The organism is Arthrobacter sp. OV608 (genome assembly GCA_900110595.1).
In the GTDB taxonomy this organism is placed as follows: Bacteria; Actinomycetota; Actinomycetes; order Actinomycetales; family Micrococcaceae; genus Arthrobacter.
Genome location: FOEZ01000001.1, coordinates 187055 through 199388 on the forward strand (window position 1 = coordinate 187055; position 12334 = coordinate 199388).

12 protein-coding genes are annotated in these 12334 nt (G+C 64.7%); 9 read left to right on the forward strand and 3 right to left on the reverse strand.

The features are described 5' to 3' along the window. Nucleotides 1-238 precede the first annotated feature (238 nt). From BMX78_RS00945 to BMX78_RS00970, 6 genes are all read left to right on the forward strand, one after another. Nucleotides 239-1336 (forward strand): ABC transporter ATP-binding protein, encoded by a 1098-nt coding sequence (locus BMX78_RS00945; protein WP_091415283.1) that lies wholly within the window; start codon nucleotides 239-241, stop codon nucleotides 1334-1336. Continuing rightward, on the forward strand, nucleotides 1336-2058 hold the full coding sequence (locus BMX78_RS00950) for an ABC transporter permease (protein ID WP_091415284.1): 723 nt from the start codon (nucleotides 1336-1338) through the stop codon (nucleotides 2056-2058). Before BMX78_RS00945 ends, BMX78_RS00950 begins: the two co-directional genes overlap by 1 nt. Then, the gene (locus BMX78_RS00955) at nucleotides 2055-2801 is read left to right on the forward strand and encodes an ABC transporter permease (RefSeq protein ID WP_091415287.1); all 747 of its coding nucleotides are present in this window, start codon (nucleotides 2055-2057) and stop codon (nucleotides 2799-2801) included. Before BMX78_RS00950 ends, BMX78_RS00955 begins: the two co-directional genes overlap by 4 nt. Further along, complete coding sequence (locus tag BMX78_RS00960) at nucleotides 2798-3760, forward strand: ABC transporter substrate-binding protein (RefSeq protein WP_091415289.1); 963 nt, start codon at nucleotides 2798-2800, stop codon at nucleotides 3758-3760. The genes BMX78_RS00955 and BMX78_RS00960 overlap by 4 nt, the downstream gene beginning before the upstream one ends. 175 nt (nucleotides 3761-3935) lie before the next feature. Continuing rightward, nucleotides 3936-5156, forward strand: a complete 1221-nt coding sequence (locus BMX78_RS00965; RefSeq protein WP_091415292.1) for a pyridoxal phosphate-dependent aminotransferase — start codon at nucleotides 3936-3938, stop codon at nucleotides 5154-5156. A 53-nt stretch (nucleotides 5157-5209) separates the two neighbouring features. Beyond that, nucleotides 5210-6064, forward strand: a complete 855-nt coding sequence (locus tag BMX78_RS00970) for a polyphosphate kinase 2 family protein (RefSeq protein WP_091415295.1) — start codon at nucleotides 5210-5212, stop codon at nucleotides 6062-6064. Between the two features lie 52 nt (nucleotides 6065-6116). Here BMX78_RS00970 and BMX78_RS00975 read toward each other — a convergent pair whose 3' ends face one another. Both BMX78_RS00975 and xseA read right to left on the reverse strand, forming a co-directional pair. Further along, on the reverse strand, nucleotides 6117-6335 hold the full coding sequence (locus tag BMX78_RS00975) for an exodeoxyribonuclease VII small subunit (protein WP_091415297.1): 219 nt from the start codon (nucleotides 6333-6335) through the stop codon (nucleotides 6117-6119). Then, on the reverse strand, nucleotides 6328-7686 hold the full coding sequence (xseA, locus tag BMX78_RS00980; protein ID WP_091415300.1) for an exodeoxyribonuclease VII large subunit: 1359 nt from the start codon (nucleotides 7684-7686) through the stop codon (nucleotides 6328-6330). Before xseA ends, BMX78_RS00975 begins: the two co-directional genes overlap by 8 nt. 162 nt (nucleotides 7687-7848) lie before the next feature. Between xseA and BMX78_RS00985 the strand changes: the two genes are divergently transcribed. Then, nucleotides 7849-8700 (forward strand): hypothetical protein, encoded by an 852-nt coding sequence (locus BMX78_RS00985; RefSeq protein WP_091415301.1) that lies wholly within the window; start codon nucleotides 7849-7851, stop codon nucleotides 8698-8700. Nucleotides 8701-8709: 9 nt separating this feature from the next. Then, nucleotides 8710-9789 (forward strand): 4-hydroxy-3-methylbut-2-enyl diphosphate reductase, encoded by a 1080-nt coding sequence (locus BMX78_RS00990; RefSeq protein ID WP_091415304.1) that lies wholly within the window; start codon nucleotides 8710-8712, stop codon nucleotides 9787-9789. A gap of 102 nt (nucleotides 9790-9891) precedes the next feature. On the opposite strand, the gene BMX78_RS00995 is transcribed toward BMX78_RS00990, so the two are convergent. Further along, nucleotides 9892-11118, reverse strand: coding sequence for a DNA recombination protein RmuC (locus tag BMX78_RS00995; RefSeq protein ID WP_091415307.1), 1227 nt, complete (start codon nucleotides 11116-11118; stop codon nucleotides 9892-9894). A 100-nt stretch (nucleotides 11119-11218) separates the two neighbouring features. Between BMX78_RS00995 and ychF the strand changes: the two genes are divergently transcribed. Next, nucleotides 11219-12304 (forward strand): redox-regulated ATPase YchF, encoded by a 1086-nt coding sequence (gene ychF / locus BMX78_RS01000; RefSeq protein WP_091415997.1) that lies wholly within the window; start codon nucleotides 11219-11221, stop codon nucleotides 12302-12304. Nucleotides 12305-12334: the final 30 nt, after the last annotated feature.

A 12334-nucleotide genomic window follows, 5' to 3' on the forward strand; every position in this document is an offset into this window, starting at 1 on the left:
AGCCGGGCGGCCATTCGGCGGTACGCCTGGCCCTCACCCGGCAGCGGCGCCATCCAAGGTGGCCGCCCATCCGCCGGTGCTGCGGCCCCGAATGATTACAGTAGGGATTCCTTTGCCGGAAATGGGGTGTGATGCAGGTGTTCACCGGTCCGGTTTGGGCTACCGTAACTATCAGTGTGCTGTGACAAATTTGCGTTGCTTTTTCGAAGCCGTCCAACAGAACAGGTAAGTCCGCACCATGGACCAGGCCATGATCGAGTTTAAGAGCGTCACCAAGCAGTACCAGGGCGGGCAGCCGGCCGTGGACCAGCTCACCATGTCCATCAGCCCGGGTTCCATCACCGTGTTTGTGGGGCCCTCCGGCTGCGGGAAAACCACCTCGCTGCGCATGATCAACCGCATGGTCGAACCCACCTCGGGTGTTATCACCGTTGGCGGCAAGGACGTCACCTCCGTTCCGGCGCCCGAGCTGCGCCGCTCCATGGGATACGTGATGCAGTCCTCTGGACTCCTGCCGCACCGCTCGGTGCTGGACAACATCGCCACGGTGCCCAGGCTCAACGGTGTCTCCAAGTCGGAGGCGCGCAAGCGCGCGGCAGAACTGCTCGACGTCGTTGGGCTGGCCAGCGCACTGGGCAAGCGCTACCCCTCGCAGCTTTCGGGCGGCCAGCAGCAGCGCGTGGGCGTGGCCCGCGCCCTGGCCGCCGATCCGCCGGTCCTGCTGATGGATGAACCCTTCAGCGCGGTGGACCCGGTGGTCCGGGACGAACTGCAGCAGGAACTCCTGCGGCTGCAAAAGGACCTGGCCAAAACCATCGTTTTTGTCACCCACGACATCGATGAGGCCACTGTCCTGGGCGACAAGGTGGCTGTCTTTGCCACCGGCGGAAAGCTGGCGCAATACGCCACGGCCGAGGAGATCCTGCGGGCTCCGGCGAACGATTTCGTGGCCTCCTTCGTGGGACGGGACCGGGGCTTCCGGCACCTTGGATTCACAGCGTCCGACGGCGTGGCGGTGCACCAGGTGCCCACGGTTGTCCGCTCGCCGGGTGGCGCATTTGAATCCGAGCCCGGCCGCGGCTGGCAGCTGGTGGTGGATGAGGCCGGGCGTCCGCTGGGGTGGACCGGCCCGGGTTCCGGAACGGGAATCATTCCCGGTGGGTCGCTTTTCAAGCCGGGCGAGAGCCTGCGCCGCGCACTGGATGCGGCCCTGTCCTCGCCGTCGGGCCTTGGTGTTGCTGTGGATTCCGAAGGCAGGGTGCTCGGCGTCGTCAGGGGCGGTGAAGTCCTGGCCCTCATCGAAGAGGCGCGCCAGGTCCGGCAGGCAGCGCTCTGATGGACTGGTTCCTGGCAAACAGCGGCATGGTCCTGGAACGGGCCGGCCAGCATATGGTGCTCGCCCTGGTGCCTATGGTCCTGGGGCTGGCGATTTCCATTCCGCTGGCGCAGCTGGCGCGCCGCCACCAGGTGCTCCGCTCGGTGGTGCTCACGGCCTCCTCGCTGCTCTACACCATTCCTTCGCTGGCCCTTTTCATCATCTTGCCCACCATCCTTGGCACCCGGATCCTTGATCCCCTCAATGTGGTGGTGGCCCTGACCATTTACGCCGTGGCACTTCTTGTCCGCGCAGCCCTGGACGCCTTCGACTCCGTGGATCAGGACGTCAGCCAGGCCGCCGTCGCCATGGGCTACAAACCCCTGGCCCGGTTCCTGCAGGTGGACCTGCCGCTGTCCCTCCCCGTCATGTTCGCCGGGCTCCGGGTGGTGTCGGTCAGCAACATCTCCCTGGTCAGCGTGGCGGCACTGCTGGGCGTGGGCAATCTGGGCATGCTCTTCACCGATGGCCTGCAGCGGGACTTTGTGACCGAGGTTGTGGTGGGCATTATTGCCATCCTGGTCCTGGCGCTGCTCATGGACGCCATCCTGGTCCTGCTCGAACGGATCCTCACCCCGTGGGAGCGGGCCGGGAAGCTGGGCGGCCGGCAGCCGCTGGCGCCGGACGCAACTGATGCAGCCTGGCTGTTGGCCGAGCCAAAGACCGGAGGGGGGAACGCGTGAGCAACGTCTTCACGGATACCTTCGCCTGGCTGGCGGACCCCCTGCACTGGACCGGCAGCGCCGGCATTCCCGCACGGCTGGCCGAACACCTGCAGTACACGGGACTCGTAATGCTGATCGCCTCGGCCATCGCCCTTCCTGTGGGCCTGTATGTGGGCCATACCGGCAGGGGCAGGGTGGCCGTCGTCGCCATCGCCGGCGCCCTGCGTGCCCTGCCCACGCTCGGCCTGCTGACACTGTTTGTGCTGCTGGCCGGAATTGGGCTGATGCCGCCCATCTGGGCGCTGGTGATCCTCACCGTACCGCCGCTCCTGGCCGGCACCTACGCCGGGATTTCCAGCGTGGACCGCAACGTGGTGGATGCTGCCCGTGCCATGGGGATGACCGAACTGCAGGTCCTGTTCCGGGCTGAACTGCCCAACGCGCTGACGGTGATGTTCGGCGGGTTCCGGACCGGCGTGCTGCAGGTTATCGCCACCGTTTCCGTGGTGGCGTACATCAACCTGGGTGGCCTGGGCCGCTACCTGTTCGACGGACTGGTCCTCAGCGACTTCCCGCGGATGCTGGGAGGCTCACTGCTCATCGCCGTCCTGGCCATCGCCGTGGACCTTGTCCTGTCCCTGTTCCAGAGAGTGGTCCTGACACCAGGGCCCTCACAGCAGTCCCACCGCGGCCACCAGGCCCCGGTTGATCGCTCAGACCCCGTCCTGGCGGAGGCTGTGGCACAAGGAGGTAAATCATGAAAGAAAGCCGACCACAAGGCCTTGGCAGGCGCACATTCGGCGGGCTGGCTGCCGGACTTGGCCTGGCCGTGGTGCTCTCCGCCTGCGGCGGATCTTCCGATCCTCTCAGCAACGCCCCGGCCAGCAGCGGCACTGCGTCCGGGGGCGCCACCTCACTGGTGATCGGTTCCGCAGACTTCCCCGAAAGCCAGATCATCGCCGAACTGTACGCCGGGGCATTGAACGCCGGCGGTGTCACGGCCACCACCAAGCCGAACATCGGGTCCCGGGAGGTGTACTTCAAGGCCGTCCAGGACGGTTCGGTGGACGTGGTTCCGGACTACACCGGCAACCTCCTGCTGCACGTGGACAAGGAAGCCACTGAAGTATCTGCGGACGAGATCGCCAAGGCCCTGCCGGGCAAGCTGCCCAACGGCCTGTCCGTCCTTGACGCAGCCAAGGCCGAAGACAAGGACGCCATGGTGGTCACCAAGGCGACGGCCGAGAAGTACCAGCTGAAGTCCATCGAGGACCTGGCGAAGGTTTGCAGCGAGATCGTGGTGGGCGCCCCTGCCACGTTCGCCGAGCGCGCCTACGGCCTGCCCGGGCTGAAGAAGAACTACAACTGCGAGCCCAAGAAGCTCGAGCCGTTCAGCGACGGCGGCGGTCCGGTGACGCTGAAGGCCCTGTTGGAGGACCAGGTACAGGTGGCCGACATCTACACCACCACCCCCTCCATCGCCGACAACGACCTTGTGGTCCTGGAGGACCCGGAGAACAACTTCATCGCCCAGCAGGTCGTCCCGCTGTACAACAAAGCCAAGATGACGGACAAGGCGAAGGACGCGATCAACTCGGTGTCCAGGATCCTCACCACCGATGACCTGATCAACCTCAACCGGGCCGTCAGCGGCAGCCAGAAACAGGGCGCCAAGGAAGCGGCTGAAGCCTGGCTCAAGGACAAGGGCATCGTCAAGTAGGAAGCAACGCCTGCTTGTGCCCCTACGACGGCGGCTGACGGACTTCGCGAGTCCGGCAGCCGCCGTCGTACTTTCTTTTTAGCGCGTGCCGCTAGCGCATTGCGCCGGACGCGCCACCGGCGTGTGTGGCTGAGGTCTCACTGGAAGTACATCCCTGCTGTGGCATATTTGAGGAATGGCAGAATTCAAGCAGTCCACGAAGCTTCACAACGTCCTTTACGACATCCGTGGACCGATTCTCCAGGCCGCCCAGCAGATGGAGGCGGAGGGCCACAGAATCCTCAAGCTGAACATCGGCAACCCCGCACCCTTCGGCTTCGAAGCGCCGGATGCCATCCTCGTGGACATGATCCGCCACCTCCCGCACGCCCAGGGTTACAGCGACTCCCGGGGCATTTTCTCCGCGCGCACCGCTGTCTCGCAGTACTACCAGACCCGCGGGATCCAGAACATCCACGTCGACGACATCTACCTGGGCAACGGGGTGAGCGAACTCATCACCATGTCCCTGATGGCCCTCCTGGATGACGGCGACGAAGTCCTCATCCCCACGCCGGACTACCCGCTGTGGACGGCATCAGTGGCGCTCGCCAGCGGCAAGCCCGTGCACTACCTCTGCGACGAGGAATCCGGCTGGCAGCCTGACCTTGAGGACATGGAAGCCAAGATCACCCCGCGCACCAAGGGGATTGTGGTCATCAACCCGAACAACCCCACCGGCGCGGTTTACCCCGAAGAGACGCTGCGGAAGATCGTGGCTTTGGCCGAGAAGCACGGCCTGGTCATCTTCGCCGACGAAATCTACGAAAAGATCCTCTACGAGGACGCCGTGCACGTGAACCTGGCCGGTCTGACCGGGGACCACGTCCTCTGCCTCACCTTCAGCGGCCTGTCCAAGGCGTACCGGGTGTGCGGCTACCGCGCCGGCTGGATGGCGATCTCCGGTCCCAAAAAGGACGCGGCAGACTATCTGGAAGGCATCAGCCTGCTGGCAAACATGCGCCTGTGTGCCAATGTCCCAGCCCAGCATGCCATCCAGACGGCGCTTGGCGGCTACCAGAGCATCAACGATCTGATCCTGCCCGGCGGACGGTTGCTGGAGCAGCGCAATAAGGCCTACGACATGCTCAACGCCATTCCGGGTGTCAGCACCCAGCAGGCCAGGGGCGCCCTCTACCTCTTCCCCCGGCTGGACCCGGAGGTCTACCACATTAGGGACGACGAGAAGTTTGTCCTCGACCTCCTTCGGGAGCAGAAGATCCTCGTCTCTCACGGCCGGGCCTTCAACTGGGTGCGCCCGGACCACTTCCGCATGGTCACCCTGCCCAACGTCAAGGACATTGAAGAGGCCGTGGGGCGGATGGGGGACTTCCTAAGCAGGTATCAGGGGAACTAGCCTGTGGTTCACGGGCGCTTCGGACCCGTGAACCTTCGCGGAAAGGATTCCCCATGGCCGGCGTCGTCCAGTTCGATCAGCACCCCTCCGAGACCCTTCGGGCCGGGGAGGGGTTTTCGCTCGCCGACGTGGATCCGGACTCCACCCCCGGCTACAGGGGCGGCAAACAGGACGGCAAGGCGCTCCTGGCTGACCTGGACGATGAGCTGACCGAGCTGCAGGAAAAGCTTTTCGCAGAGTCCCGTTTCGGCGGCCGCAAGCGGATCCTGCTGATCCTGCAGGCCATGGATACTGCGGGCAAGGGCGGAATCGTCAACCACGTCATGGCGGCCATGGACCCGCAGGGGGTGCAGTTCAAGGCGTTCAAGGCGCCCACAGACCAGGAAAAGTCCTACGACTTCCTGTGGCGCATCGAGAAGGAAGTGCCGGCCGCCGGTATGGTGGGCGTTTTTGACCGTTCCCATTATGAAGACGTCCTGATTCACCGCGTTCATGGCTGGGCCACGCCGGATGAGATCAAACGCCGGTACGTGGCCATCAACGAGTTCGAGGCACGGCTGACGGACTCGGGCACCAAGGTGGTCAAGGTGATGCTGCACATCAGCGGGGACGAGCAGAAGGCAAGGCTGCTGGCCAGGCTGGACAACCCCGCCAAACACTGGAAATACAACCGTGGCGACCTCGATGAACGGGCCCTCTGGCAGGACTACATGGATGCCTACCAGGCCGCCATCGACGCGACGAGCACCCCGGACGCACCTTGGCATGTGGTCCCGGCCAACAAGAAGTGGTACGCGCGCATCGCCGTCCAGCAGCTACTGCTGGGAGCGCTGTCCGGCTTGAACCTTGAGTGGCCCAAGGCGGAGTTCGACGTCGACACCGAGCGGGAGCTGATCCTTCAGTCCTGACGTTTGGACCGGCCAGCTGGCCTTCCATCCGCTGGCGGTACTTTGGCTGGCGCTACATTGGCTGGTCGCGGGCGGCCGCCAGCCGCTTTCGTGCACCCTCCAGCCATTCCTCGCAGCGCGCGGCCAGCGCCTCGCCCCGCTCCCAGAGTGCAAGGGATTCCTCCAGGCTTGCACCTCCCGCTTCCAGCCTGCCCACCACAGCGATGAGCTGCTCACGGGCTTCCTCATAGCTCAGCGCTGCGACGTCGTTTCCTGGCGTGGGTTCAGTCATTGGGTTCTCCGGTTTCGGGTTGGGGCTGATGAAGTGTTCCCACGGACTCAAGCGTCCCCGTGGACGCCGCGCCGAAGCGGCCTTCCGCCACACGCACGGACAACTGTGTTCCCGCCGGCGCCTCCGCCGGCCGGCGCACCACGGCGTGCCCCGCATTGCTGCGGCCGGCCGCCTGCGGGTTGGCGAGTTCGACGACGGCGTACCCCCGGTCGAGTGTTTTCTGCGGCGAGAGGGCGCGCACCTGGGCTTTCAGGTGTTCCAGCTGGTCCGCGGCACGGACCACGGTGGAACTCACCGCGGCGGAGGACCTGCGCAGGAGCCGTTCAATCTCTTCGGAACGATCCGTTACCAGGCGTTCGGGAGCTGCCAGCACCGGCCGAGAGTGCAACGACGCCAGGCGGTCGGCTTCCCGGTCCACCAGGCGCTCCATGCACCGGCGCAGCTGTTCCCTGGCCTGGCGCACCCCGGCCAGCTCTTCCGAAACCTCCGGCACGATCCGCTTGGCCGCGTCCGTGGGGGTGGACGCGCGAAGGTCGGCGACGTCGTCGAGGAGCGGCCGGTCCGCTTCATGGCCGATGGCGCTCACGACTGGAGTGGCGGCAGCAGCCACGGCGCGGACCAGTTCCTCGCTGTTGAACGGCAGGAGGTCTTCGAGTGCGCCTCCGCCACGGGCGATGACAATAACGTCCACTTCCGGGCGGCCGTCCAGGTCACGGAGTGCACGGATCACCTGGGCCACCGCAGTGTTGCCTTGGACGGCCACCTCCCGGATCTCGAATTCCACGGCGGGCCAGCGCAGGGCGGCGTTCCGGAGAATGTCCTTCTTCGCATCCGAGTCCCTGCCGGTGATCAAACCGATTCGGTGCGGCAGCAGGGGGAGCGGCTTCTTGCGGGAGTCGGCGAAAAGACCTTCGGCGGAGAGCGCCTGGCGGAGCCGCTCGATCCGGGCCAGGAGATCACCCAGGCCCACCGGCCGGATATCCCGGACCAGCATGTTGAGCCGGCCGGTCTTCAGCCAGAACTCAGGCTTCAGCAGGGCCACCACCCGGGACCCGCGCTCCAGGGGCAGGTTCTGGCGCTCCAGCACCTTGGTCCAGACGGAAGCGGGGAGGGAAACTTCGGCATCGACATCGCGCAGGGTGAGGTAGGCGTTGGTGCCGCGCCGGTTCAGTTCAATAACCTGCCCTTCCACCCAGGCTGACGGCGTGCGGTCGATGTGGGCTTTCAGTTTCTGCGACAGCAACTGGAGGGGCCAGGGGTTGTCCGGGCTGGTTTCCGCTGCAGTGGCCGGAAGGGTGGTGGGACCGGACACTTGCGGACCGGGCACCGGAAGCGAGGCCTGTTCAGACATGCGGACCCCCTTGCGGGGCTGGAGCTGAGGGCATGGGGTCCTTCGTCTGTTGTGCGGCGGTCATTCAACCATATCCATAAGCTCTACCATCCGGGACTGACAGTGTCCGGCCACCCGGCCCGCCTAGGATGGGTTGACCGCCATCGACCCGAAGGATCTGCTGTGCGCACTTTTGTTTCCGCCCTCGCCACCCTGTTGGCCATACTGCTTGCCGCGGTGGCGGTTCCTGCCATCTGGCTGGACCGCAACATCGTCCAGGAGCAGGGCTTTGTGGAACTGGCTGCCCCGCTGGGGAGGGACTCGGAGTTCCAGCAGGGCCTCGCCGCGGCGGCGGTCGGAACCATCGATACCAGTGCTGTTCCCGGCTTCCTCTCCGACCTGGTCCGGCCGGCACTTGAGGACGCCGCCGCGTCAATGACAGGTCTCCCCGGTTACCCGGCGGCCTGGGAAGAAACGCTGCGCAGGAGCCACCGGCTCAGTTTTGCCGAACCGCAGGCAGGAACCGCGGAATCGGCGTCCGCCTCGTCCCTCACACTGGATGTGGCGCCGCTGGTGGCGCTCGGGGCTGAAGAAATCTCGCGCGCCACCCGGCTCCCTCTCGACCCTCCGGACCAGACCCTGATTAATGTGGGACAGCCCCAGCAGAAGGAATGGACCGAGCGGTTGCGCACCTATGCACCTGCCGGCTACCTGCTGGCCGGGGGAGCGGTGGTGGCCCTGCTTCTGGCACTGGTAGCAGCGCGCCGCCGATGGGCTGTACTGGTCTGTGCCGGAGTGGGTGCGCTGGTGTTGTCCGCGGTCTGGACAGTGGGCTCGCAGCTGGGATCGGCCGCCGTGCTGGCAACGGACAGCGGCAGCGAAGTGGCCAACATGTTCAGGGACGGGTTTGTTCCTGCTGCCGTCCAGGACTTCGGGGGCTGGACGTTGGCCACGGCAATCACGGGCGGCGTGCTGCTGGTGGTGGGCATTGTGGCCGGGTTCATACCGCGGAAGCGGGCACGGGCAACCCGGTAGCATGGAGTAATGACCCCCTCAGCTGTTTCCCTTTCGATGCCCACCATTCCGCGTCGGCGCCGCTCTCCTGAGGAAGTAGCTGCTGCAGCCCCTGTGTCCGGAGCCAAGAGGGTGCTGCTCGCTGCTCCTCGTGGATACTGCGCCGGCGTGGACCGTGCCGTCATTGCCGTTGAGAAGGCCCTGGAACACTACGGCCCTCCGGTGTACGTGCGCAAGCAGATTGTGCACAACGTCCATGTGGTGAGCTCCCTGGAGGAAAAGGGCGCCATCTTCGTCGACGAAACGGATGAGGTGCCCGAAGGCGCCCTGGTGATTTTTTCAGCGCACGGTGTCTCACCCGCTGTGGTCCAGTCCGCCGAGGACCGTGGCCTGCGCACCATCGATGCCACCTGCCCGCTGGTCACCAAGGTCCACAAGGAAGCTGTCCGGTTCGCCAAGGACGATTTCGACATCCTGCTGATCGGCCACGACGGCCACGAGGAAGTCGAAGGAACGGCCGGCGAGGCTCCGGAACATATCCAGATCATCAACGGCCCGCACGAAGTGGATAAAGTGCAGGTCCGGGACCCGGAGAAGGTCATCTGGCTTTCCCAGACCACCCTCAGCGTTGACGAGACCATGGAAACCGTCCGCCTGTTGAAGGACCGGTTTCCCACGCTGCAGGATCCCCCCAGCGACGACATCTGCTACGCCACCACCAACCGGCAGGTGGCCATCAAGAAGATCTCGCCGCAGGCGGACCTGGTGATCGTGGTGGGCTCGGCCAACTCGTCCAACTCCGTGCGGCTGGTGGAGGTGGCCCTCGAATACGGGGCCAAAGCCTCCTACCGCGTTGACTTCGCCAATGAAGTTGATGAGGCCTGGTTTGAGGGCGTGGCCACCGTTGGCGTCACGTCCGGCGCGTCCGTACCCGAAGTGCTGGTGCAGGACGTGCTGCGGTTGCTGGCAGACTACGGCTACGGCACCGTGGAGGAAGTGGTTACGGCCGAAGAAGACCTCCTCTTCTCCCTGCCTAAGGAGCTCCGGGCAACGCTGAAGCAGGCTGGCGACGTCAGTCGCGCCCTGGGTGGCCGCAAGTCCCGCAGCTGACATCGGCAGCTGAGAGCCCGGGCTAAAAGACTCAGCTAAAAAAATATGGGAGTTCGGCCTGGCAGCTGTTGCTGCCAGGCCGAACCTGTAACTGAACGCTTTTCAGGCGGCTTCGTCCTCGCTTTGGAGTTCCGGGGCAGCCACTGCCCGCGGCGTCACCTCCACAACAGGCGGTGTGACCAGGCCGGATTCCTCCAGGCTGTTGAGCTTGCGTGCGGTCGGAAGGACGCGGGCTTCCAGCGTGCCCACCATCGAGTTGTAACGGTCCACGGAGGTCTTCAGCGATGACCCCAGCTTGGTGACGTTCTCGCCCAGGGTACCCATCCGGTCGTACAACTGCCGGGCCAAATCGAACAGTTCGCGGGCACTGTCCGTGAGGACGTCCTGCCGCCAGGTAAACGCAACGGATTTCAGCACAGCCAGCAGGGTGCTCGGGGAGGCCAGGACCACGTTCCGGGACAATGCGTGATCCAGGAGTTCCGCGTCGGAGGTCAGTGCGGCCGCGAGGATGGATTCGGCCGGGATAAAGCAGATCACCAGTTCCGGCGAGTTGCCGGGAATGTCCCAGTACTTCTTATTGCCCAATGCGTCCACATGGGCCCGCAGAGCCTTGGCATGCGCGGCCAGGAGCATCTGCTGCGAGCGGTGGCCGGTGGCGGAAACGGTCCCGGACGAGCCTGGCCTGGAATCATGTGCTCCGAGTTCCTGGGCCTCCAGGTATGCGGACAACGGGACCTTGGCGTCAACCACCAACTGCTTTTCGCCGGGGAGCTGGACCACCAGGTCGGGGCGAACGGATGATTCGTTGCCAGTGCTGTGAACCTGTTCGATGAAGTCCACATGGCGCAGCATTCCGGCGGCTTCCACCACGCGGCGCAGCTGGACTTCGCCCCACTGGCCACGGGCACTGTTTGACCGCAGTGCAGATTCCAGGGCATGCGTGGACCGGATCAACTGCTCGTCCGAGAGGCGCGCTTCCTGCAATTGCTGGGCAAGCTGGCCGTACTGTTCCAGCCGGTCCCGCTCCAGCAGGGCCACCTGCTGCTGCACTGCCGTCAGTTTCTCCGCCACGGGCGCAAGGGCACGAAGTACACTGCCGTCCTGGGACCGCGATTCGCCCAGCTCCCGGTTCTGTGCCGCCAGAAGCCGCCGTTCGGCGTCGGCCGCCGCGAACTGCGCGCTGACTTCCGAAAGCCGCGACGAGACGGCGTCGAAGTCCTCCTCCACCGCACGGTTGTTTTTCCGCAGCGCAAACCAGGTGGCCGCAGCGCCCGCCAGGGCGCCCAGTAACAGCATGAACAAAGCCAGAATCAACGCGAAAGCATCCATGTGCCCACTGTCGCATGGGGCTGTGACATTTTCCCGAAGCGACATTTCCGGCGGCCCCCGAGAACCGGCAGGATGTCCGCTGCGGGTAGAATCAATGCTCGTGGCTCTTACTATTGGCATCGTCGGACTGCCCAACGTCGGCAAATCAACCCTCTTCAACGCACTGACCCGCAATCAGGTGCTGGCAGCGAACTACCCGTTCGCCACCATCGAGCCCAACGTAGGCGTCGTCAGCCTGCCGGATCCGCGGCTCCAGCAGCTCGGCGAACTCTTTGGCTCCCAGCGCCTCCTGCCCGCAGCCGTGTCCTTTGTGGACATCGCCGGCATCGTCAAGGGCGCCAGCGAGGGCGAAGGCCTCGGAAACCAGTTCCTGGCGAACATCCGCGAAGCGGAAGCCATCGCCCAGGTGGTGCGTGTTTTCGATGACCCGGACGTCATCCACGTTGACGGCAAGGTGGATCCGCGCTCGGACATGGAGACCATCAACACCGAACTGATCCTCGCGGACCTGCAAACCATCGAAAAGGCCATTCCGCGGATCGAAAAAGAAGTCAAAATCAAGAAGCGCGAAGCCGCAGAGCTGAACGCCATCCTGGCCGCACAGAAGGTGCTTGAGCGCGGCGACACCATTTTCTCCTCCATCAAGAGCGACAAGCTGGAGATGGAACACCTCAAAGAGCTCAGCCTGCTGACGGCCAAGCCTTTTATCTACGTCTTCAATGCCGACGAGGGAATCCTCGGCAGTCCGGAGAAGCAGGAAGAACTGCGCGCCCTCGTTGCCCCGGCTGACTGCATCTTCCTCGATGCCAAGCTTGAGGCCGACCTTGTAGAACTGGACGAGGAAGAAGCCCGCGAGATGCTGGAGATGAACGGCCAGGACGAATCCGGGCTGGACCAGCTGGCGAGGGTCGGCTTCCACACCCTGGGACTCCAGACCTACCTCACCGCCGGTCCCAAGGAAGCCCGCGCCTGGACAATCCACCGCGGCGACACCGCACCCCAGGCTGCCGGTGTCATCCACAGCGACTTCCAGCGCGGATTCATCAAGGCCGAAGTGGTCTCTTTTGATGACCTCATCGAAGCCGGATCCATGGCCGAGGCCAAATCGCGGGGCAAGGTCAGGATCGAAGGCAAGGAATATGTGATGGCCGACGGCGACGTAGTGGAATTCCGCTTCAACGTCTAGGTGTTTCGCCACGATAGTGGCGGGTACATA